The 21,617-nt window shown below is 36.6% G+C and carries 22 protein-coding genes and 1 tRNA gene; 8 read left to right on the top strand and 15 right to left on the bottom strand.

The annotated features are described in order from the left end of the window. Positions 1–8: 8 nt before the first annotated feature. On the bottom strand, positions 9–1,061 hold the full coding sequence (locus SOI85_RS06885) for a rod shape-determining protein (protein ID WP_320663668.1): 1,053 nt from the start codon (positions 1,059–1,061) through the stop codon (positions 9–11). Between the two features lie 141 nt (positions 1,062–1,202). Here SOI85_RS06885 and SOI85_RS06880 point away from each other — a divergent pair, with 141 nt between their 5' ends. Continuing rightward, entirely contained in the window at positions 1,203–1,595 is a 393-nt protein-coding gene (locus tag SOI85_RS06880; RefSeq protein ID WP_320665151.1) for a single-stranded DNA-binding protein, read from the top strand. A 13-nt stretch (positions 1,596–1,608) separates the two neighbouring features. On the opposite strand, the gene SOI85_RS06875 is transcribed toward SOI85_RS06880, so the two are convergent. Together SOI85_RS06875 and ahcY are read right to left on the bottom strand one after the other, a co-directional pair. Then, positions 1,609–2,265, bottom strand: a complete 657-nt coding sequence (locus SOI85_RS06875) for a DedA family protein (RefSeq protein ID WP_320663667.1) — start codon at positions 2,263–2,265, stop codon at positions 1,609–1,611. A gap of 50 nt (positions 2,266–2,315) precedes the next feature. Then, the gene (gene ahcY / locus SOI85_RS06870) at positions 2,316–3,749 is read right to left on the bottom strand and encodes an adenosylhomocysteinase (RefSeq protein WP_320663666.1); all 1,434 of its coding nucleotides are present in this window, start codon (positions 3,747–3,749) and stop codon (positions 2,316–2,318) included. A 24-nt stretch (positions 3,750–3,773) separates the two neighbouring features. Here ahcY and tsaE point away from each other — a divergent pair, with 24 nt between their 5' ends. Continuing rightward, positions 3,774–4,265, top strand: a complete 492-nt coding sequence (gene tsaE, locus SOI85_RS06865; RefSeq protein ID WP_320663665.1) for a tRNA (adenosine(37)-N6)-threonylcarbamoyltransferase complex ATPase subunit type 1 TsaE — start codon at positions 3,774–3,776, stop codon at positions 4,263–4,265. Here the strand turns inward: tsaE and SOI85_RS06860 are convergent. Both SOI85_RS06860 and mutT read right to left on the bottom strand, forming a co-directional pair. Beyond that, on the bottom strand, positions 4,246–5,262 hold the full coding sequence (locus SOI85_RS06860; protein WP_320663664.1) for a carbohydrate kinase: 1,017 nt from the start codon (positions 5,260–5,262) through the stop codon (positions 4,246–4,248). The two genes, tsaE and SOI85_RS06860, sit on opposite strands and share 20 nt — an antisense overlap. Positions 5,263–5,300: 38 nt before the next feature. Then, positions 5,301–6,503: an 8-oxo-dGTP diphosphatase MutT gene (gene mutT, locus SOI85_RS06855; protein WP_320663663.1), complete on the bottom strand. Its 1,203-nt coding sequence runs from the start codon at positions 6,501–6,503 to the stop codon at positions 5,301–5,303. On the opposite strand from mutT, the gene SOI85_RS06850 reads away from it, so the two are divergent. Continuing rightward, positions 6,483–7,397 carry an alpha/beta fold hydrolase gene (locus SOI85_RS06850; protein WP_320663662.1) on the top strand — a complete coding sequence of 305 codons (915 nt, stop codon included), beginning with the start codon at positions 6,483–6,485 and terminating at the stop codon, positions 7,395–7,397. The genes mutT and SOI85_RS06850 overlap by 21 nt on opposite strands. Here SOI85_RS06850 and SOI85_RS06845 read toward each other — a convergent pair. The 6 genes from SOI85_RS06845 to gyrB all read right to left on the bottom strand — a co-directional run bounded on the left by SOI85_RS06845 (position 7,382) and on the right by gyrB (position 13,084). Then, positions 7,382–8,383, bottom strand: coding sequence for an RpoD/SigA family RNA polymerase sigma factor (locus SOI85_RS06845; RefSeq protein ID WP_320663661.1), 1,002 nt, complete (start codon positions 8,381–8,383; stop codon positions 7,382–7,384). The genes SOI85_RS06850 and SOI85_RS06845 overlap by 16 nt on opposite strands. Before the next feature lie 94 nt (positions 8,384–8,477). Continuing rightward, the gene (gene mgtE / locus SOI85_RS06840) at positions 8,478–9,902 is read right to left on the bottom strand and encodes a magnesium transporter (RefSeq protein WP_320663660.1); all 1,425 of its coding nucleotides are present in this window, start codon (positions 9,900–9,902) and stop codon (positions 8,478–8,480) included. Positions 9,903–10,011: 109 nt separating this feature from the next. Next, the gene (locus tag SOI85_RS06835) at positions 10,012–10,341 is read right to left on the bottom strand and encodes a CrcB family protein (protein ID WP_320663659.1); all 330 of its coding nucleotides are present in this window, start codon (positions 10,339–10,341) and stop codon (positions 10,012–10,014) included. Positions 10,342–10,384: 43 nt separating this feature from the next. Beyond that, positions 10,385–10,780: a CrcB family protein gene (locus tag SOI85_RS06830; protein WP_320663658.1), complete on the bottom strand. Its 396-nt coding sequence runs from the start codon at positions 10,778–10,780 to the stop codon at positions 10,385–10,387. Beyond that, positions 10,773–11,099 carry an SH3 domain-containing protein gene (locus tag SOI85_RS06825; RefSeq protein WP_320663657.1) on the bottom strand — a complete coding sequence of 109 codons (327 nt, stop codon included), beginning with the start codon at positions 11,097–11,099 and terminating at the stop codon, positions 10,773–10,775. Before SOI85_RS06825 ends, SOI85_RS06830 begins: the two co-directional genes overlap by 8 nt. Before the next feature lie 8 nt (positions 11,100–11,107). Then, a complete protein-coding gene (gene gyrB, locus SOI85_RS06820) occupies positions 11,108–13,084 on the bottom strand; it encodes a DNA topoisomerase (ATP-hydrolyzing) subunit B (protein ID WP_320663656.1) in 1,977 nt (658 codons plus the stop codon). A gap of 169 nt (positions 13,085–13,253) precedes the next feature. On the opposite strand from gyrB, the gene miaA reads away from it, so the two are divergent. From miaA to cysE, 4 genes are all read left to right on the top strand, one after another. Then, positions 13,254–14,153, top strand: a complete 900-nt coding sequence (gene miaA, locus SOI85_RS06815; protein WP_320663655.1) for a tRNA (adenosine(37)-N6)-dimethylallyltransferase MiaA — start codon at positions 13,254–13,256, stop codon at positions 14,151–14,153. A 62-nt stretch (positions 14,154–14,215) separates the two neighbouring features. Continuing rightward, positions 14,216–14,824, top strand: a complete 609-nt coding sequence (infC, locus tag SOI85_RS06810; protein ID WP_320663654.1) for a translation initiation factor IF-3 — start codon at positions 14,216–14,218, stop codon at positions 14,822–14,824. A gap of 131 nt (positions 14,825–14,955) precedes the next feature. Beyond that, entirely contained in the window at positions 14,956–15,942 is a 987-nt protein-coding gene (locus SOI85_RS06805; RefSeq protein WP_320663653.1) for a GntR family transcriptional regulator, read from the top strand. Between the two features lie 20 nt (positions 15,943–15,962). Continuing rightward, a complete protein-coding gene (gene cysE / locus SOI85_RS06800; protein ID WP_320663652.1) occupies positions 15,963–16,709 on the top strand; it encodes a serine O-acetyltransferase in 747 nt (248 codons plus the stop codon). A gap of 49 nt (positions 16,710–16,758) precedes the next feature. On the opposite strand, the gene secA is transcribed toward cysE, so the two are convergent. Then, positions 16,759–19,602 (bottom strand): preprotein translocase subunit SecA, encoded by a 2,844-nt coding sequence (gene secA, locus SOI85_RS06795; protein ID WP_320665150.1) that lies wholly within the window; start codon positions 19,600–19,602, stop codon positions 16,759–16,761. Positions 19,603–19,772: 170 nt separating this feature from the next. Here secA and SOI85_RS06790 point away from each other — a divergent pair, with 170 nt between their 5' ends. Beyond that, positions 19,773–20,243, top strand: a complete 471-nt coding sequence (locus SOI85_RS06790; protein ID WP_320663651.1) for a GNAT family N-acetyltransferase — start codon at positions 19,773–19,775, stop codon at positions 20,241–20,243. A gap of 412 nt (positions 20,244–20,655) precedes the next feature. On the opposite strand, the gene SOI85_RS06785 is transcribed toward SOI85_RS06790, so the two are convergent. From SOI85_RS06785 to psbZ, 3 genes are all read right to left on the bottom strand, one after another. Beyond that, positions 20,656–20,727, bottom strand: a tRNA-Gly gene (locus tag SOI85_RS06785). An 88-nt stretch (positions 20,728–20,815) separates the two neighbouring features. After that, positions 20,816–21,292, bottom strand: a complete 477-nt coding sequence (gene ribH / locus SOI85_RS06780; RefSeq protein WP_320663650.1) for a 6,7-dimethyl-8-ribityllumazine synthase — start codon at positions 21,290–21,292, stop codon at positions 20,816–20,818. 56 nt (positions 21,293–21,348) lie between these two features. Next, positions 21,349–21,546: a photosystem II reaction center protein PsbZ gene (psbZ, locus tag SOI85_RS06775; RefSeq protein ID WP_320663649.1), complete on the bottom strand. Its 198-nt coding sequence runs from the start codon at positions 21,544–21,546 to the stop codon at positions 21,349–21,351. Between the last annotated feature and the right edge of the window lie 71 nt (positions 21,547–21,617).

Here is a 21,617-nt window from a genome sequence, read left to right as displayed (position 1 = left end):
TGATATTTTTAATCTCTCAAAGAATTTCGAACAAAATCAGGAGTATCCAATACTCTTTGCAAACTCTTAAAGTCATCAAGTACAGAACCACACCCATTAACTACACACAAAAGCGGGTCTTCTGCTACATGCGTAAAAATACCGGTCTCATGACTCACTAAGTCGCTAATACCTCTTACAAGAGCACCTCCACCAGCAAGCATTATTCCTCTATCTACAATATCAGCGGCTAATTCAGGAGGTGTTCTTTCAAGTGTTCTTTTAACTGCATCAACTATTTTATTCAATGGTTCCGCCATAGCTTCGCGTAATTCTCCTGCTTGCAAATTGACAGACCTTGGCAACCCAGAAAGCAAATGCAAACCGCGCACATCCATTGAATTCATATCAAAATCATCAATGGGAAAAGCGGATCCAATTCTGATTTTGATCTCTTCGGCTGTTCTCTCACCTACTACAAGATTATGAACTTTCTTCAAATAGGTTCCTATCGAATCATTCATTTCATCACCAGCCACACGAACTGATTCGCTTAGAACTGTTCCACCAAGACTTAAAACTGCTACCTCTGTCGTACCTCCGCCAATATCCACAATCATTGTGCCAATGGGTTCAGTAACTGGTAAGTCCGCGCCAATTGCTGCAGCGACTGGCTCATCAATTAAATGTACTTCTCTTGCTCCAGCTAAGCCAGCTTCTCTAACTGCCCTTCTTTCAACGCCTGTTACACCGCTTGGAATTCCAACTACTAGTCTTGGCGCAATAATTCCCCTACCTTCATTACATTTTTGAATAAATGTTTTCAACATTTGTTCAGCAGCATCAAAATCTGCGATTACTCCGTCTCTAAGAGGCCTTACTGCTCGAATGTTTCCAGGAGTCCTGCCTAACATCAATTTCGCGTCATCACCAACTGCCAGCGGAACTCCTTCCTCTAGATCCATTGCCACTACAGATGGTTCCTGAAGAACTATTCCCTTACCAGAAACATAAATCAAAGTATTAGCCGTACCTAGATCAATTCCAATATCACGGGAAAATTTAAATCGACTTAAAAACACTGTTCAGATTGCATTTTCTAAATAATAAATTGGAGTTTCAGAAAGTCTGCTTACTAAGTGACAAGTGTCTGGAACACCTGGCAGAAAGTCTGAAGAAAATTAATTCATTACTTAGAGTAAGCATGATTTATGGCAGATCAAATGGGAATCAATTCCGTCACACTCGTTGGAAGGGCTGGCAGAGATCCAGAAATGCGCTACTTCGAGTCAGGTTCAGTAGTTGCAAACCTAACCATGGCAGTAAACCGACGCAGTAAAAACGATGAGCCGGATTGGTTTAACTTAGAAATATGGGGAAAGCAAGCACAAGTCGCAGCAGACTATGTAAAAAAAGGATCTCTAATAGGTATAACTGGCAGCTTTAAATTAGATACATGGAAAGATCGAAATAGTGGAGAAGAGAAAAGCAAGCCAGTGGTTAGAGTTGATCGCCTCGAACTTCTAGGAGGCAAAAGAGAAACAGAGTCAAATGGATTTAGAGGCCAAAATCAATCTTCAGCTAATAGTCCTAGCGAAGATGAAATTCCTTTCTGAGAATTTTAAAGCCTCAATTTTTGCGGATTTTCTTAAAAGTGCGGAAAATTAACACAAGTATCACAACTGACATTCCAGATAAAAGAATAAATTTCATAAGTCTCGAAACAGGCTCAATCCACAGACCCACATTTGAGTAACTTTCCCCCAAGAAGTAACCAGCAAGTGTTAAAAGCAATGTCCAAATTAAACTACCTGCTGTTGTCCAAATAAGAAAAGGCAAGATAGGCATCATTTCAATACCAGCAGGGACTGAAATTAAAGTCCTAATTCCCGGTACTAAACGACCCCAAAAAACCAGTAATGATCCATGGTTTTCAAACCATATTCGACTTCTAGATAAATCTTTTGGACCAATCCCAATCCATCGGCCATATGTCTGTAAAAAAGATTCTATTCTTTCTTCATTAACCAACCTACCTATTCCATACCAAGGCAAAGCGCCTAGAACTGTTCCAAACAAACCAGCCAAAACAACAGGTAAAAAACTTAATTGACCCTGATGAATATAAAATCCTCCAAGTGGCATTATCAATTCTGAAGGAATAGGAGGGACAAGATTCTCTAACAGCATCGCAACCAATATTGCAAAATAACCAAACCATTGATTTGCTTCTACTGCATTTCCTATGAGATTAGGAATAGATAATATAAACTCCTGCAAAGTCATTGTTCTTTAATAACAAGGATAATTTTTCTTCAGTTCTAGTTGAAATTAAACTAATAACGATAATGTTCAGGCTTATAAGGTCCTTCTACTGGAACACTAATATAATCTGCCTGTTCTTTAGTCAGGTTTGTTAATTTAGCTCCTATTTTCTCCAAGTGGAGTCTAGCTACCATCTCATCAAGATTTTTTGGTAAAACATAAACTTGATTATTATATTTGCTTCCTTTTGTAAATAATTCGATTTGGGCTAAAACTTGATTGGTAAATGAATTACTCATAACAAAGCTAGGGTGACCAGTTGCACAACCTAAATTCACCAATCTTCCTTCTGCTAAAAGTATTATTTTATTTCCACTAGGTAAAGTTATATGATCAACCTGAGGTTTTATATTTTCCCATTTGTAATTCTTTAAAGAAGCGACATCTATCTCATTATCAAAGTGCCCTATATTGCAAACTATTGACTCATCTTTCATCTTAATAAGATGTTGATGAGTAATAACTTTGAAATTACCAGTAGCAGTAACAAAAATATCTACTTGATCAACTACATCATCTAATCGAACAACCCTATAGCCTTCCATAGCTGCTTGCAATGCACAAATAGGATCTATTTCCGCAATCATTACTGTTGCTCCCAAGCCTCTCAAAGATTGAGCAGATCCTTTGCCTACATCTCCATAACCAATAACCAAAGCAACTTTTCCTGCAACCATGACATCAGTTGCTCTTTTAATTCCATCAACTAAAGATTCTCTACAACCATAAAGATTATCAAACTTACTTTTAGTAACTGAATCGTTAACATTAATTGCTGGGAATGGGAGCTCACCATTCTTTTGCATTTGATACAGACGAGCTACTCCAGTAGTAGTTTCTTCTGTAACTCCTTGGATAGAGTCTTTAACTTTTGAATAGAAATTTGGGTCTTCTTTTAATTTCTTTCTAATAGAAGCAAAAAGAGCGACTTCTTCTTCATTAGCTGGATTATCTAATACTGAGATATTTTTTTCAGCTTGACTGCCTAGCATCACTAATCCAGTAGCATCTCCTCCATCATCCAGAATCATATTAGGAGCGGATTCTTCATCCCATTCAAGAATCTTATGTGTATAAGCCCAATATTCATCTAAGGTCTCTCCTTTTACCGCAAATACAGGAATCCCTTTTACAGCAATTGCTGCTGCAGCATGATCTTGGGTCGAAAAAATATTACAAGAAGCCCATCGAACATTTGCGCCAAGTGCAACCAAAGTTTCAATAAGAACTCCCGTTTGAATGGTCATATGAAGACTTCCAGCTATTCGAGCACCTTCCAAAGGCTTATCCGCAGCATATTTCTCTCTTAAAGCAACCAGTCCAGGCATTTCCTTTTCAGCAATTGAAAGTTCCTTACGGCCAAAATCAGCAAGCTTGATATCCGCTATTGCATAATCCTTATTACCAATTGCGACATCTAAATTTGTAGAAGGTGCTACAACCATGGTTAAAACTTCCTTTTTTTGATTGTGAATAGGAGCAAAGACAAAAGAATCAAAGTTCCTGATCTATTAGGCCAGCAATCTAACAATAATTGTTGGGAACTAAGCAACCTAGAAGAAACTATTTCCTTTGGGGAAGAGTTATTTAAAAAACTGCCACAAATAAAGCTCCTTTTATTGCAAGGGAAGCTAGGCGCAGGCAAAACTTCCCTTGTCAAGGGAATTGCTAAAGCTGCAGGAATTAATGAACCAATTACAAGCCCATCTTTTCCATTGGCTCAGCACTACCCCAATGGTAAACCTCCATTAGTTCATATAGATCTCTATAGATTAGAAAACCCTAAAATTGCAAATGAATTATTCCTACAAGAAGAAGAGGAAGCTAATAAAATGGGAAGTCTCATAATTGTTGAATGGCCAGAAAGAATGAATCTTCATATGCCTGATGCATGGCTAGCTAAATTAAATTACACAAACAAAGGAGAGCGAATGGTCGAGATTATTCCTCCCGATTGCTAAAGAGGAAATTCTCCACTTGCTTCAATCCAGGTTGAGTTTCAATAGCTCCTGGAGCTTGACAGACAAGAGCTCCGCATGCGGCGGCGAAGGTAATTATTCGATCTATTTCTGTCGAGTTCTCAATAGCATTTGATTGTTGAATTAGCTGAAAAATTAAACCAGCAGTAAAGGCATCTCCTGCCCCAGTTGTATCTCTAACGACAATGGAAGAAATCACTGAAGTTTCTCCAGAGAATGAATTCATAAACCAACGAATTGGCAAGGATCCATTAGTGACAACTATATTCGGCTTTTGAGGAAGCGATTTTGATATCACAGATGGGTCATCAGTATCAAAAAACCATATTGCCTCCTCTTTAGAGAGTTTGATCAAAGAAGCTATCTCTAGAAGAGGGGTTATCGCTAAAACTGCTGAACTTGTAGGACCTGAATCTGGATTCAATTTAGAATCCCAAAAAATTGGACGCCAATTAACATCCAGAACAATTCGAACTTGCTTTAAAAGTGCGTGTTCAATTAACCACCAAAGACATTTAGAAGAAGATCTAAAGGCAAGTGGAATAGTTCCCAATAACAACCAATCTGCAGAGGAAGCAACTTTAGACAAATTTTGAGAAAGAATATTTAAATTAATTTCTTCATCAGCAAAACCATTGAAATTTTTTCCAGAGAATCCTCCAAAAGAACGCTCTCCATTGACATCTCGCCGGACAAGGACAATTCTGCTAGGTTTTTCAAAATCAGTTTGTAAGCAAGAAATATTGATTCCTCTTTCGAGCATTAACTTTCGAAAATCATTCCCAATTTGATCATCTCCGAGTCTTCCAATAAAACCTACGTCTGCACCAAGTTTTGCCAATGCACAGGCAACATTTGCAGGAGCTCCACCAAAGTAATCCTTTACAGGATGATCAACAGATGGATCTCCACCTAAAGGCCCTAAACGGTCTATTAATGCTTCTCCAAAACAAATAACTTTTGGAGATTGTTTATCCATAATAAAACTTTATTTATATCTTACAAATTAATTTAAAGTCAATTATGAATTGCTTTGCTTCTTATTTCTAAATATTTAAATATTTCATTGATTATACGAGTATTAGCAGAAGGAAAAGGGTAATCCTTCAAGTGATTAGGATCAACCCATATCACTTGATTACTCTCTAAAGGTTTAGGCGTCCCAGCAACTAAATCACAAAGACAAACAATAAACTGGAACTTCTTATGGCTATATGAATGATTGAAAGTTATTAATTTTTTTACAATCTCAACATCCAGATCAACTTCTTCTTTAATTTCTCTTACGATTGTCTCCTCGATTAATTCATTTTCTTCTTTTTTTCCACCTGGAAATTCCCACATACCTCCCATTGAATTATCAGCTTTTCTTTGAGCAATTAATATTTTTCCACTAGAATTCATAACTATACCAATTCCAATAATATAAGAAGGTAATGACTTTTTCATTTGTCTAACAGGAAAATCTTTTGGATTGTACTTTGAGTATGCAAGGCAATAATTATTAATAGGGCATTCACAACAATTAGGATTAGATGGTGTACATATTAATGCACCTAAATCCATCAAGGCCTGATTAAACTTTCTTGGAAATTTTTTATCTAATAAATAGAAACTTAAGTTCCATAATCTGTAGCTTTCCTGATGAGGGGTATTAGTACTAGCAATTAATCGTAAAAAAACTCGTTTTAGATTGCCATCCAAGATTGGAATAGGCAAATCAAATGCAGAGGAAATAATACTTCCAGCAGTACTTCTACCAATACCTGGTAGCGACTCCCATATCTCTAAACTATTGGGCCAGTTCTTGGTATCAATACAATCTTGGTAGCCAATTAAATCAAGCAAAAGCTTTGATGATTGATAAATCCTCTTAGCACGAGAGTAATAACCCAGTCCCTGCCAAATCAATAAAACATCATTTTCGTTAGCATGGGCAAGAGATATCAAAGTAGGAAAAGTCTTCATCCATTCTTGCCAATATGGCAATACAACTTTCAGCTGAGTTTGTTGAAGCATAACTTCAGCTATCCAGATACCATAAACTGGTAGTTTTTCTCCTCTATGAGGGATTCTTCCATCAAGCGTTAATTTCCACGGAATCCAATGACGCCCATTTTCATCAAACCAATTCAGAAGAGATGCACGAAAATTGTCGACCTTATGAACAAAACCATTGATTTCTAAGGAGTTGTTTAATTGACTAAACCTAATGCTCATATATGGGAATGGAATGGCTTGAATGTTGCTTGGAACTTAGAAGAATCTAAGAATGAATCTCCAATTTCTATAGTGTTAATTCATGGTTTTGGAGCATGTAAAGAACACTGGCGAAACAATCAACGTTTCTGTGGTGAAATTTCACCTTGTTATGCAATTGATTTAATAGGTTTTGGAGAAAGCAGCCAACCTAAAGCAAGACTTCATAATGAACTTATTGAAAAAAATAATTTTTTTTATTGCTTTGAAAACTGGAGTCAACAAATAGCAGATTTTTGCGCTGAAATAGTTAAAAAACCTGTCTTACTAATTGGTAATTCTATTGGTGGAATCATTGCTATAAGAGCATCACAACTACTACAAAATAAATGTGTTGGGTTAGTTCTTATCGATTGCGCACAACGAACAATGGACGACAAAAGACTTTCCGAACAACCCATTGGGATGCAAATATTAAGACCTATTTTAAAAAGTTTGGTAAAGCAAAGAGTTTTTAGTCAAAACATTTTCAAAGCAGTAGCTAGACCTTTTTTTATAGAAAAGTTTTTAAATATCGCTTATCCAACCAAAAATAATTTAAATGCAGGACTTATAAATATGCTATATAAGCCTACGCAAAGGGAAGGTGCTTCAGAAGCTTTTAGAGGCTTTATAAACTTATTTAATGATTACCTAGCTCCTGAACTACTTAAAGATGTAAATAATGTGAAAGTAGACTTAATTTGGGGTGAAAAAGATCCATGGGAGCCTCTTGAAGAAGCCAATAAATGGTTTAAATCTATAAGAAATATTCAGTCTCTAAAAATCATCAAGGGTTGTGGTCATTGTCCACATGATGAAAATCCTAAAGAAGTCAATAAAGTCCTTTTGGAAATTATTCAACAAGCCATATAAGCCTCAACTCTATCACTACCTTTACGCAAACCTCTTAACCCATCACGCTCTAAATTTCTCACGCGATCTCTACTAATACCAAGAATTCTCCCAATACCTGTAAGCGTCATTGGATCATCACCGTTCATCCCGTAACGCATTCTCAGAACTCTATTTTGCAGTTCAGGTAATTGTGATAAGAGAGTTTCTAGATCATTTTTCATGCAATCCATCTCAATATGTTCACTTGGTGAATCATTATTACCTGCAAGTAAATCAATCAAAGAAGTATCTTCTCCGTCACCAACCTTAGATTCCAAGCTCAAAGGCTGACTTGCTCTTGAGATCAACTCTTTAACATCTGATTCAGGAAGTTCTAGATGTAATGCTAACTCTTTAATACTTGGAGTCCTGGACAATTGCTGGCTCAATTCTCTTTGTCCTTTTTTCAGTTTATTGAGCATTTCAGTTATATGAATAGGAAGCCTAATAGCTCTACTTTTCTCAGCGATAGCTCTAGTAATTCCTTGCCTAATCCACCAATAGGCATATGTGGAAAATTTATATCCCCTTTTGGGATCAAATTTTTCTACGCCTCTAACTAATCCAATAGTTCCTTCTTGAATCAAATCTAAAAGCTCCATATTTCTCTTGGTATATTTTTTAGCAACGCTTACTACCAACCTCAAATTAGCTGAAACCATTCTCTCTTTCGCACGGCGACCATTATTCAATTTTCTTTTGACCTCCGTAACCGTAAAACCTGATTTATCTGCTATTTGGTCCAAAGAAGGATGTTCCCCAAGAGAGTCTTCTAGCTCAATTTGTAATCTTTCCAAAAAGACCAATTCTTGAACTTGGCGTCCGAAAGTAATTTCTTGCTCATGAGACAAGAGAGGTACTCTCCCTATATCTCGCAAATAAGATCTAACGAGATCAACTTCACCAACTGATTTCATGGAAGCAGCTCTTGTCTCCACTGATTGACTCGTCTTAACCGTCTCCATCTGAAAACGTATATTTAGTTTTGTGAAGATTACTACTAAGAAATGTAAAGATCAATTAAAAATAAAAATTCTTGCTTTTTTTAAGCATAAATACCTAAAGCGTGGCTCCATTTACTTGAGCTAGCAGCCAAGAAGCTGTTCTCAGGTAAATCAAAACTCCTGCTACGTCAGTTGCAGTGGTAATAAAAGGAGCTGACATCAAAGCCGGATCTAACCCCATACGATCAAATAACAAAGGGAGAGTTGCTCCAGCTGTCGCAGCTAAAGTAGTTATTGCTAAAAGGCTTATTCCTACAGCAGTACCAACCAAAGGTCCTTCACCTTGCCACCAAGCAAATGGCACGACAACAATAAGCATTAACAATCCAAGAAGTGCGCCAGCAATTGTTTCTCGAATAATGACTTTAACGTGACCTAACACTTGTATTCGCTGAGTGCTTAAACCTCTAATAACTACTGTTGAACTTTGTGCTCCCACGTTTCCACCAGCACCAATTAATAAAGGGATAAATGCTGCTAATAAAACCACTTGCTTTAATACTTCTCCATTCATCGCTATCACCTGAGTTGTCAAACCATTTGCGAGCACTAATACAGCAAGCCAAACAACCCTTCGACGAGCAACAACAAATAAATTACTTTGGAAATAATCATCTTCATCTCCTGCTTGCACAGCACCAGCCGCATAAATATCGCGAGTAGCCTCCTGTTCAATAACATCAATTACATCATCAACCGTAATAATACCTACCAATCTTTTTTCAAGATCCACAACTGGCAATGCTAAAAAATCATATCTTTGAATAGCTCTAGCAACTTCTTCCTGATCAGTATCAGTGGCAACATTGACCACATCACGCGTCATTACATCGCCTATTAAAGCTTCAGGATCAGCAGTAACCAAATCCCTTAAAGAAAGGATGCCGGTTAAGTGCCTTTCTTTATCTGTTACATAAAGACTATAAATTGTTTCAGTAAAGGCAGCACGTCTTCTGACAATCGATAAAGCCTGAGCAGCATTATAAAACTCTTTTAAATCTATAAACTCCGTAGTCATTAGTCTGCCTGCAGTCTCAGCCTCATATCCCAATAATTCAGCAGTAATCTTCCTCTCAGAAGGACTTAATTCAGCAAGCAATCTTCTTACAACCTTGGCAGGTAATTCATCAAAAAGTCGGACCCTGTCATCTGGTGACATTTGCTCAACAATTTCCAACACCTCACTAGATCTAAGACGATCTAAAAGGCTCTGCTGCACAGAAGGTTCTAAATACTCATAAACTTCAATAGCTTCATTTTTAGTTAAAAGTCTAAAAGCCAATGCCTGCAAAATTAAAGGCAAGTTTCCAATAGCTTCAGCAATATCTACTGGTTGAACTGGCTGCAGTAAAATTTTAACTCCATCATAATTTCCAGCAGAAAGCAGTTCCTCTAATTGCTGAGCAACAACATCTGCCATAAAAGGACCTTTTACCAACGAGGTAGAAGCTTGAACAGATGAAGCCGAAGTTTCACTCATCGGAACATCAATAAAGCAAATTTATTTTATTCCTTATTCAATTTATTGCTATGGATTTATTTCTCAAGCAATATCTAACACTAAATCATCTCAAATCTACGAAAAAACTCTATATTTTTTTCTCCAAATAATAGGATTTAATTCTCAAGCCAATCAAGTATCCAGAGGAAGCAAAGAGCAAACCAAACAAAATTGGTAAAACAATAAATGTAAATGCTTCGAAAAAATTTCCAAGGTGAATTAACTGAAAAGAAGCCAACATCCAACTACTGAAAGTTGTCAAAGCACCACAAAAGCCAATCCCTAAAATTATCTGTGAAGGCATCCTAAAATTAAAACCAAAAATAAATCCCAAAATAAAAGCTCCTATAATATTAACTAGAAAATCATTTCCAACATGCCAACGAATTAAAGCACCTGGAATAGAACCTATAGTCAAGAAGATGATGTTATGTAGCTCTGAGCGAAAATTTCTCAACAAATCAAATACTTGCAAGTTTAAATCCTAAAAAAGCCGCAAATATACCTCCAACAATAGATAACATAATAAATGATAAAGAATGAAACCATTTTTTATCATTTATTAGTGATTGCAAAGCTAATATAAAAGAAGAAAACGTACTCAAGCTTCCCAAGAATCCAATCATAAGGAAGAGAATTATTGAATCTTTAAATGCAATTAAGGTATTATTAAAAATTAAATTAGAGACAAGGGCCAGCAAAAAAGTCGCAAATGTATTAACTATAAAAATAGCTAGATATTTTATTTTACTAATTGAATTTATATAATTAACAGCTTTAAACCTTATATAACAACCACAAATTGATCCAAAAGAAATTAATATAATAGCATTAAAAATATCATAATATTTAGACATTAACCCATCCACGGGTTGCTAATCCAATTACTTCTATCAATTCAAAAGAAGTGATTTGCACCTGTATCCAACTTCCACCATCAGGAGCATTCCAAACTCTCAAAACACGCATTGGAGTACCTATTTCGAGTTTTCTCACTTTATTAGATTCAGAAAAAGGGCTAACTAACAAATCACAAGAATCGCCAGCAAGGCAAGGTTCTAATTCTCCTGATCGCCTTATCACATTCCTCGCTAAAGAACTTCCTCCAGCCGGCAAAGATACTGGAGCAACTAGAGCAAATGACAAAATAAAGCCCCAGCTAAACAATGAGCGCATTGAAATCATCAGATATCTAAAGAGGCCATATCTAGTTCAACACTATGAGTTTCAATAAACTCTCTTCTTGGGGCAACTTTATCTCCCATTAATATGGTGAAAATCCTATCTGCCTCAAGTGCATCTTCAATTTCTACTCTTTTCATAGTACGAGTAGTAGGGTCCATAGTTGTTTCCCACAACTGCTTAGGCATCATCTCTCCTAAACCTTTAAATCTTTGAATTGTATAGTTTGCTTTTTCACCAAAGCTCTGAAGGGTTTTCTGTAAATCCGCTTCGTTATAACAATACTTATGTTTCTTCCCTCGCTCTACTTTATATAGTGGTGGACAAGCTATATAAATATAACCACCTTCCACTAATTGCTTCTGATACCTATAAAAGAAGGTAAGCAGAAGAGTTCTTATGTGTGCACCGTCTACATCAGCATCAGTCATTATGACAACTCGATGATATCTAAGATTCTTTAATTCAAATTCTTCGCCTTTAATACCTAAGCCCAAAGCTGTTATTAAAGCTTGTATTTCAGTATTTTTATATATCTTAGAATCATCGGTTTTCTCTATATTTAATATCTTTCCTCGCAATGGAAGAATTGCCTGAAATTTCCTATCTCTTCCTTGCTTAGCCGAACCACCAGCAGAATCACCCTCAACTATATATATTTCAGACTGAGAAGGATCTCTAGAACTACAATCTGCCAACTTACCTGGCAAAGTTGAGCTTTCTAATACACTTTTTCTTCTAACAAGTTCTCTTGCTCTTCTTGCAGCTTCTGCTGCATTAAAAGCTTGGATAGCTTTATCAAGAATTAAGTCAATAACACTAGGGTTAAACTCTAAGTATTTACCTAATGCTTCACCTACAAGACTATCAACAATTCCTCGAACTTCTGTATTACCTAATTTGGTCTTAGTTTGACCTTCAAATTCTGGATCTGGTACTTTAACTGAGAGAACTACTGTTAAACCTTCTCTAATATTTTCTCCTGCTAAATTATTATCTCCATCTTTTCTCTTACCTCTTTTTCTGGCAAATGTATTAAGAGTTCTAGTTAAAACTGTTTTGAGTCCTTCGATATGAGTACCTCCATCAACAGTTCTAATATTATTTGCAAAGCCTAAAATACTATCTGAATAAGCATCAACACACCACTGTAATGCCGCTTCAACTTGAACAGAATCTTTTTCAGAATTAACATATATAATTTCGGGATGTAGAGAATCTTTCTCTGAATTCATATATTCAACGTATTCTTTAATGCCTCCTTCGTAAAAATAAATTTCCTCATAAGACTCTTTTTGAGAATTTAATGAAGCAGTTCTTTCATCTCTAAATACAATTTTTACACCTCCATTTAAATAAGCAAGTTCTCTTAATCTTGAGGATAATGTTGAATAATCAAATTCAATTCCTGTAGTAAAAATTTGAATATCTGGTTTAAAACAAACAGTTGTTCCAGTCTGATTTTTTTCTGATTTTGGTTGCGTTTCAGAATTTAAATTTCCTATTGGGTTTCCTCTCTCAAACCTTTGAGAATGTAATTTCCCTTCTCGCCTAACCGTAACCTCGACCCACTCACTCAAGGCATTTACAACTGATACACCAACTCCATGTAGACCACCTGAAACCTTATAGCCACCACTACCAAATTTACCGCCAGCATGAAGGACTGTTAGGACAGTCTCAAGTGCACTCCTACCTGTTCTTGGATGTACATCAGTTGGTATACCTCGTCCATTATCTGTAACTGAAACTGATCCATCATTTCCAAGTACTACTAAAATCTGATCACAATGACCTGCAAGAGCTTCATCTACAGCATTATCCACAACCTCATAGACAAGATGATGCAATCCTCTGGGACCCGTAGATCCGATATACATGCCAGGACGTTTCCTTACTGGCTCTAAGCCTTCGAGGACTTGAATCTGCTCAGCCCCATAGGCGGCTTGAACTTTCATCTCTTTAGAATCCTTGCTCATTATGTTAAAAAGCAGGCAGGATTGGGAGTTCTTCTACTTCTCATAAACCTTCGCTTGAGGACTCAACTTACCACTGGCTTAACAGAAAGTCTTTGTTAAATCGCTAAAACTAAATTAATCAAATTTCACTTTGAGTACATCCAAAGAATAAATCTTCAAGAAAATTTCTATGGAAGCCAAGAAACCACTAGTTATTGTTGTCCTTGGTCCCACAGCCAGTGGCAAAACATCTCTATCAATTGAGATCGCTAAGTATTTCCAATTAGAAATCCAAAATATCGATTCAAGACAGGTTTATAAAGGTATGGACATTGGAACTGCAAAGCCAACTCCCAAACAGCAGGAACAAGTTCAGCACTTTTTAATTGATATTTGTGAACCTAATGAACAACTAAATATCAATGAATTTAAAAAGGTAGCCAGCGCAAGTCTTAATGACAGCCTTAAGAAGTCTGGTATTGGCTTGTTATCCGGAGGAAGTGGGCTTTATCTGAAAACAATCACAAAAGGACTAGAACCTCCTTCAGTGCCCGCACAAAAAGAATTCCGAGAACAATTACAAAAGATGGATCTCAAAGAATGTCATCAAATACTTAAAGTTTGTGACCCGTTAACAGCAAATAAAGTTTCTCCAACTGATTCAATTAGAATAATTAGAGCTTTGGAAGTCTTTTACGCAACTGGAAAGCCAATTAGTACTCAACGAGTCAATAAAATTCCTGATTGGCATGTTTTAGAACTTGGACTAAATCCAACAAATCTCGCACATAGAATCGAGATGAGGACTGAAGAAATGTACAAAAATGGACTAATTGAAGAAACGGAAGAGTTACTAAAAAAATATGGTCAAGAGCTTCCGCTGCTAAAAACAATTGGCTATCAAGAAGCTTTATGTATCATTAAGGGAACAATTAACATAACTCAAGCAATTCCCATTACTAATCAACGCACTAGAAATTTTGCTAAAAGGCAACGAACATGGTTCAAAAATCAACATTCACCCATATGGCTGAATGACGAAAATTCATTGAAAGAATCTATATCCTTGATAAAAGAGGCTATAAGGTGATCTAAATAGTCATAAACTTAACAAGTTCCCTTTTTTGTTCTTACAAGGTTCTACATCACTGAATGCCACCACGTCCCCGTTTTGATCGCCGCGCCCCTGAAAGGGAGCTCCCCAACATAAATGAGCGAATTAAGTATCCAAAGCTTCGAGTTGTTGATGCAGACGGATCTCAGCTTGGTGTAATTAGCCGAGAAGAGGCCTTAGATATTGCACAAGATAGAGAACTAGATCTTGTGCTTGTCAGCGAAAAGGCATCCCCTCCTGTTTGTCGAATTATGAACTATGGGAAGTTCAAATTTGAACAAGAGAAAAAAGCTAAAGAAGCCAAGAAGAAATCTCATCAAACAGAAGTTAAAGAAGTAAAAATGAGATATAAAATTGACCAGCATGACTACAAAGTTCGAATTGGGCAAGCAACTCGTTTCCTCAAATCAGGAGACAAAGTTAAATGTACTGTGATTTTTAGAGGGAGAGAAATTCAACATACCAATCTAGCTGAATCACTTTTAATTAGAATGGCAAAAGACTTAGAAGAACAAGCTGAAGTACAGCAACATCCGAAAAGAGAAGGTAGAAATATGATCATGTTTCTTTCTCCACGCAAAACACCTTTAGTAAAAAAAGAGTCTGAAGAAGATGTTCCTCGTAAAGCAATTAGAACAATTTCTTAATTAGCGAAATATATAAATATAAATAATGACAAGTTATTGCTCAAGCTATGTGCAATGCAATGGGACAACAGGGCAATTGTCACTAACACATGGTTTAATTAAGGTTATGAAAGAAAAATTGGCTAGTTAATGTGAGATTCCATATTCAGCAAGAAAGTGAAATACCTGCATCTAGCCAGCTTTATAATCAAATTTGTTTTGCAATAGCAGCTAGACATTATCCTCCAGGACACAGATTGCCTAGTACTAGGCAGCTAGCCATGCAAACTGGATTGCATAGAAATACAATTAGTAAAGTTTATCGACAATTAGAAACTGATGGAGTGGTAGAGGCCATTGCAGGCTCAGGTATTTATGTCAGAGATCAACAAAAACAACGTGATATAAGAACTGCAGCAAATGTTAAGAATAAAGGTATTAAAGATATTGATTTAGAAGTAAGAAAATCGGTAGATTCACTACTTAACTCTGGATGTACACTTCAACAAACACGCGATTTATTTAATCAAGAAATTAATTGGAGATTAAGATGTGGTGCAAGGGTGTTAGTGAGTACACCAAGAGAAGATATTGGAGCATCTATGTTGATTGCTGAAGAACTAACACCACATTTAGATGTACCAGTTGAAGTAGTTCCAATGGAAGAATTAGAAAATATTCTTGAAAATTCAAACAATGGGACAGTCGTTACCAGCAGATATTTCCTACAACCTATAGAAGAAGTAGCAAAAAAACATAGTGTTAGAGCTATAGCAGTGGATCTAAGTGACTTTAAAAAAGAATTGGCAATGCTTACAGAATTACGAGCTGGTAGCTGCGTAGGGATTGTCAGCATCAGCCCAGGTATTTTAAGAGCAGCTCAAGTAATTCTGCACAGCATGCGCGGAAATGAGTTATTACTAATGACAGCTAACCCTGATGTCGGGAGCAGATTAATTGCTCTTCTAAGAGCAGCAAGTCATGTGATTTGCGACAGTCCTAGTCTTCCAATAGTTGAACACACTCTGAGGCAGAATCGATCTCAATTGATTCGGATGCCTCAACTACATTGTGCAGAAAATTATTTAAGCAATTCAACTATTGAAGACTTGAGAAAAGAGATAGGCCTCACCAATTAATAATTGCTATTGAAATGTATATGTTTAAATCTATTAATTCTTATATAAGGATTATCAAAGAAAGAGACCCGGCAGCTAGGGGAGTTTTGGAAATACTCCTTTGCTACCCTGGATTTCATGCTTTAGCTCTTCATAGTATTAATCATAAATTATGGAATCTAGGTGTTCCCCTAATACCAAGATTACTTAGTCAAATAACGAGGACATTAACAGGTATAGAAATTCATCCAGGAGCAAGAATTGGGAAAGGAGTCTTTATAGATCATGGAATGGGTGTAGTTATCGGGGAAACAACTGAAATAGGTAATCGCTGTCTTTTATATCAAGGAGTCACCTTGGGAGGTACAGGGAAAGAAGATGGAAAAAGACATCCGACATTAGCTGAAAACGTAGTTATTGGAGCTGGGGCAAAAGTTTTAGGCGCAATTACCATCGGACAAAATACTAGAATTGGAGCTGGCTCAGTTGTAGTAAAAGATGTAGAAGCAGAAAGTACTGTTGTAGGTATTCCAGGTCGAGTTGTTCATAAAAGTGGGGTAAGAATAAATCCCTTAGCTCACTCTGCATTACCTGATACAGAAGCAGATGTAATATTGAACCTTATGGAAAGAATTGATTACTTAGAAAATCAAGTCATTACATATCAAAATAACCTCAAAGATCTAATGGAAGGAAGAGAACCTAAAAATATTTCTCAAGGCAAATCACAAAATTTAAAAGACAAAGAAATTATTGAATTTTTTGGAGAAAATGATTCTGAATTTTAAATATGACTAAATCAAATAACTTAACATCATTTAGCTAAAGTTAAAATTATTAATTAGTTAATTCCTTCTTAGATGCTGGCTGAAACATAAACATTGAATAAATGACGTTTCTGCGCATATTAGTCATCATATCAAGGAACATATCATAGCCTTCATTTTTATACTCTATTAAAGGATCTTTTTGTCCATATCCACGAAGACCAACAGACTCCCTTAATGCATCCATTGCTTGTAAATGTTCTCGCCAAAGTGTATCAACCTGTTGAAGCACAAAGTACCTCTCTGCTTCTCTCATCATCCCAGGATTACTCTCTTCTATTTGAGCTTCTTTTAAATCATATGCATTACGTAATTGTTCTTGCAAGAAAGCCTTTAATTCTTCTATATTTAAACCTCTTAATTGCTCAGGCTGCAAATCATTAAGCAAGTAAATAAATTCTTTTGCCTTTGTGAGTAATTGATTAATATCCCATTCTTCAGGTGGAAGATCTGCATTAACATAAGCTTCAACTACTTCTTCCATTGTTTTCTCGCCATATCCAATTACTTGTTTTTTTAATTCACTACCTTCTAATACCCTTCTTCTCTCTGAATAAACTGCTTTACGTTGATTATTCATTACCTCATCATATTCAAAAACTTGTTTACGAATATCGTAATAGTACGTTTCCACCTTTTTCTGAGCACCCTCCAAGGAACGTGTGAGCATTCCTGATTCAATCGGCATATCCTCCTCAACACGAAAAGCATTCATTAAAGAAGCAACACGGTCTCCTCCAAAAATTCTTAGGAGATTATCTTCAAGGGATAAAAAGAATCTTGTACTTCCTAAATCTCCTTGTCTACCTGATCGGCCACGTAATTGATTATCTACTCTTCGAGATTCATGTCGTTCTGTTCCAATCACATGAAGACCGCCTGCCTCCCGAACTCTTATATCTTCCTGATTAACCACTACATCATATTCAGTTTTGACAAGTTCAATGCCTTTTCGAAGTGAAGTTATATCTGAGTCTGAAGTAGGAGCCTTCTCCCCAGCAGTTGAGATTCGATCTTCTAACTCAATTAAGGAAAGTGATCTATCGCCCCAAGACTTTACTAACTTTCTTGCAAGTTCAGCCAAGTAATCATCAGTCTCAGAAGTCAATTGACAAGGGAACAAGCTACCAAGAGATTTTGATTGCTTAATTGATTTAAATGAGTTCTCAGATATATCTGATTTATCTAAAAATCCTTCTACTGATTCCTTATTACGTTGAAGAGGTTTAGGAGGTTGATGACCATCTTCTGGTTTTACTAAACGTGGTATCAAGACCTCTCGCAATTTCAATCTTGCCATATAATCGCTATTACCTCCAAGGATGATGTCTGTGCCTCGACCAGCCATATTGGTTGCAATAGTTACTGCACCTGCTCTACCCGCCTGAGCAACTATTTCTGCTTCTCTTTCAACATTTTCTGGTTTTGCGTTTAATAAGTTATGAGGAATATCTTCTTCAGACAGTAAGGCGCTTAGTAATTCACTCTTTTCAACACTAGTTGTACCCACTAGGACTGGGCGTCCTTCCCTGTGAACCAATGCAGTCTCTTTCGCAACAGCCTGCCATTTACCAGTTTCAGTCTTATAGACCTGATCCACCCAATCTTGTCGAGCAACTTTCCTATTGGTTGGTATAACAGTAGTTTCTAACTTATAAGTCTTTTCAAACTCAACTTCTTCTGTTTTTGCAGTTCCGGTCATCCCAGATAATCGAGGATATAACAAAAAGAAATTTTGATAAGTAATAGATGCAAGAGTTTGAGTCTCTGGCTGAATAGATAATGATTCTTTTGCTTCTATAGCTTGATGCTGGCCATCACTCCAGCGGCGACCAGGCATAACTCGACCAGTAAATTCATCTACTATTACTGCCTCTCCATCACGAACTATGTAATTAACATCTCTTGTAAAAAGCTCTTTAGCTTTTAATGCATTTGTTATGTAATGAGCCCAGGGATCCTGAGGGTTAAATAGGTCATTAACTCCTAATTGTGATTCAGTCTTGGCAAATCCTTCATCTGTAAGTGTGCAACTTCGCTGCTTCTCATCAACTTCATAATCTCCTTCAGGGTCTATTCCATCTTTTCCTATTTCAGCAGCACGAATAAGAGTTGATGCAACTTCAGCAGCCTTTTGATATTTTTCTTGCGGACGCTCTACTTGACCAGAAATAATTAGGGGAGTTCTAGCTTCATCAATCAGAATCGAATCAACTTCATCTATGACACAAAACTGAAAGTCTCGTTGAACAACTTCTGAAATATCTGCAGCCATGTTATCTCGCAAATAATCAAAACCCAGTTCTGAATTAGTTGCATAAGTAATATCACATCCATAATTCTTTCTTCTCTGTTGCGGAGTCATTTCCTGCTGAATCAGACCAACATTCAAACCAAGAAAGCGATGCACTTGTCCCATCCACTCGGCATCTCTTCTTGCCAAATAATCATTAACAGTGACCACATGAACACCTCTTCCGGTGAGGGCATTCAAAAAACTTGGAAGAGTTGCAACAAGCGTTTTACCCTCACCTGTTTTCATCTCAGCAATCTGTCCTTCATGTAGCACCATTCCGCCAATTAATTGCACATCAAAATGTCTCATGCCGAGAACACGCTTTCCCGCTTCGCGAACTATTGCAAATGCCTCTGGCAATAGGTCATCCAGAAGATCACGTTGCTCTCTAAGAGACCTTGGTTTTTCTAAACGTTGCCTAAACTCTGCTGTCCTACTTCTCAAATCATCGTCACTTAGAGGGGATATATCTTCCTCAAGAATATTTATATCCGTAACTAAAGGAGAAAACCGCTTCAGCTTGCGGGCATTAGGGTCACCCAGCAGTTGCTTGAGCATATATAAATCAAGTATGTACATTTAAGAATAACCAGATATCGCTAAACAAGTACACCTATCTATCGCTTAATTGGTATACCTAAAACTAATGAATCCTAAATCTCCGAAGCAGCTGCAAAATTAAACCAAATGAATACAGGACCTTTTTCTAATTTAATCCACTTCTTCCGATGACTGGGATATCAATTGTCAGACATGGAAATGGTTCGCCAGGACTAAGATATTTTGGACTGGGACCTAATCTCAGACCTAGTGCCGCATTAAAAAAACTACAAGAGCTGCTCCAACAAAATACATTCTGGGCGAAAAACAGAAGTCACAAAGCATTAAAAATAATGCTCTCAAATAGTTCTGTTGTAATTAGTATCTGGAAAGGAACCAGACTGGTGGGATTTGGTAGAGCAAACAGTGATGGTATTTTCCGAGCAACTTTATGGGATGTTGTGATAGCAAATGATTCACAAGGACTAGGAATTGGACGAATATTAGTAGAAGCATTACTAAAAGCCCCTCAATTGCAAAAAGTAGAAAAAGTCTATTTAATGACTACAAATTGCTCAGAATTTTATGAGCAATTAGGCTTTAAAATAGTAAGTAATCAAAAACTTTTACTAATACAACGAGATTCTTTAAAGCAGTAGCAAAGCATTGTAAATAATTTGACTCTTAAAAAGCTGACTAAATATCAAGTGAATGAAAGCAAGTCTGATCAAATTATATTCATTAGGATACCCTGCTATTAAAATGATAGTGCGGCAGCATTAATTATTTCACCATTAATAATTAATGCTGCTCAAGAAGAACAATTTACCAGAAAAAATACGATTTTAAGTTTCTGAAAAATGCTATTAAATGTTGCTTAGAAAAGAATAACTTATCTCTTGAGGAAGTTGATTACGTAATTTATTATAAAAAGCCTCTATTAACATTTGAAATAGATGAGGAATAACTCCTAAATTTTGGACTATTCCTTCATAAATTTCTATCAGAATAATTAAAAATGTTGATATCTATGAGATAAAAATACAAGAATAATTGATTGTTCACCTAAAAAGCGGATGAAGAGATTCGAACTCTCGACATTCTCCTTGGCAAGGAGATGCTCTACCACTGAGCTACATCCGCAAGAAAAAGGAATTTGAAACCCTTTATAAAAACAGCATGCACTAAAAAAGGTGCAATGGTCAATTGAACTAATTATTTGGAATTTATTTTAACCAAGTTTTTGCATTAAAGAGCCCAGCTCTAAGGCTTGTAAAGCATAGTTCCAGCCTAAATTATTTTTTATTCCAGCTCTTTCAAGGGCTTGCTGCATATTGTCAGTGGTTAAAACCCCAAATACTATTGGGATTCCAGTTTCTCTAGAGACAGCTGAGATACCTTTACTAGCTTCAGAGATCACAACATCAAAGTGTGGGGTGTCTCCCCTAATTACAGCCCCAAGAGTTATAACCACTTGATAGCGCCCACTTTTTGCAAAGGATTGAGCCACTAATGGCAATTCGAAGGATCCAGGAACCCACGCTGTGTCTAATTGTGAGCTATTAGCTGAGACATCTATTCCATGCCTGGATAAGCAGTCGAGACACCCCGATAAGAGCTTATTAGTGATCAAATCATTAAATCGAGCAACAACAATACCAACCTTCAAAGAAGAGGATTGTGTAAAAAGCCCTTCAAATGTGGCCATTTCTTATTGGCGGAAGTTCTAAATTATTACAACCTTCGCATATGAATTGCTCAAGTTCAAACCAATCCGGCAATAGCACCATTAGCTAAAACCAAATGGAACCAAACTCCACCAATAATTTCGATCTTTCTAATTTCTCCATTTCTTGGATTAGAAGGATCTGCTTGAGTCATGTAGAGGACAGGAACACCAACTACCAATATCAATGATGCGAATAAAAGGGCATTCGCGAGAATGAAGCTAATGGCTTGCATGAGAATCGTTGCTATCGAGCCTAGGCTCTAGATATCAAACAATTGTCACATGTGAAATGCAATTTTTCGAC

This window comes from Prochlorococcus sp. MIT 1223, from assembly GCF_034092465.1.
Classification (GTDB): Bacteria; Cyanobacteriota; Cyanobacteriia; order PCC-6307; family Cyanobiaceae; genus AG-402-N21.
The sequence above is the reverse complement of the archived record's forward strand: the minus strand, read 5'-3'. Positions and strand labels throughout refer to the sequence as shown.

Excerpts from the sequence above, each read along its gene's own strand:
- SOI85_RS06880 (WP_320665151.1), top strand. The coding sequence starts at position 1,203 with ATGGGAATCAATTCCGTCACACTCGTTGGAAGGGCTGGCAGAGATCCA.
- SOI85_RS06875 (WP_320663667.1), bottom strand. The coding sequence starts at position 2,265 with ATGACTTTGCAGGAGTTTATATTATCTATTCCTAATCTCATAGGAAAT.
- ahcY (WP_320663666.1), bottom strand. The coding sequence starts at position 3,749 with ATGGTTGTAGCACCTTCTACAAATTTAGATGTCGCAATTGGTAATAAG.
- SOI85_RS06860 (WP_320663664.1), bottom strand. The coding sequence starts at position 5,262 with ATGGATAAACAATCTCCAAAAGTTATTTGTTTTGGAGAAGCATTAATA.
- mutT (WP_320663663.1), bottom strand. The coding sequence starts at position 6,503 with ATGAGCATTAGGTTTAGTCAATTAAACAACTCCTTAGAAATCAATGGT.
- SOI85_RS06845 (WP_320663661.1), bottom strand. The coding sequence starts at position 8,383 with ATGGAGACGGTTAAGACGAGTCAATCAGTGGAGACAAGAGCTGCTTCC.
- mgtE (WP_320663660.1), bottom strand. The coding sequence starts at position 9,902 with ATGAGTGAAACTTCGGCTTCATCTGTTCAAGCTTCTACCTCGTTGGTA.
- SOI85_RS06830 (WP_320663658.1), bottom strand. The coding sequence starts at position 10,780 with ATGTCTAAATATTATGATATTTTTAATGCTATTATATTAATTTCTTTT.
- SOI85_RS06825 (WP_320663657.1), bottom strand. The coding sequence starts at position 11,099 with ATGCGCTCATTGTTTAGCTGGGGCTTTATTTTGTCATTTGCTCTAGTT.
- gyrB (WP_320663656.1), bottom strand. The coding sequence starts at position 13,084 with ATGAGCAAGGATTCTAAAGAGATGAAAGTTCAAGCCGCCTATGGGGCT.
- miaA (WP_320663655.1), top strand. The coding sequence starts at position 13,254 with ATGGAAGCCAAGAAACCACTAGTTATTGTTGTCCTTGGTCCCACAGCC.
- infC (WP_320663654.1), top strand. The coding sequence starts at position 14,216 with ATGCCACCACGTCCCCGTTTTGATCGCCGCGCCCCTGAAAGGGAGCTC.
- cysE (WP_320663652.1), top strand. The coding sequence starts at position 15,963 with ATGTTTAAATCTATTAATTCTTATATAAGGATTATCAAAGAAAGAGAC.
- secA (WP_320665150.1), bottom strand. The coding sequence starts at position 19,602 with ATGCTCAAGCAACTGCTGGGTGACCCTAATGCCCGCAAGCTGAAGCGG.
- SOI85_RS06790 (WP_320663651.1), top strand. The coding sequence starts at position 19,773 with ATGACTGGGATATCAATTGTCAGACATGGAAATGGTTCGCCAGGACTA.
- ribH (WP_320663650.1), bottom strand. The coding sequence starts at position 21,292 with ATGGCCACATTTGAAGGGCTTTTTACACAATCCTCTTCTTTGAAGGTT.
- psbZ (WP_320663649.1), bottom strand. The coding sequence starts at position 21,546 with ATGCAAGCCATTAGCTTCATTCTCGCGAATGCCCTTTTATTCGCATCA.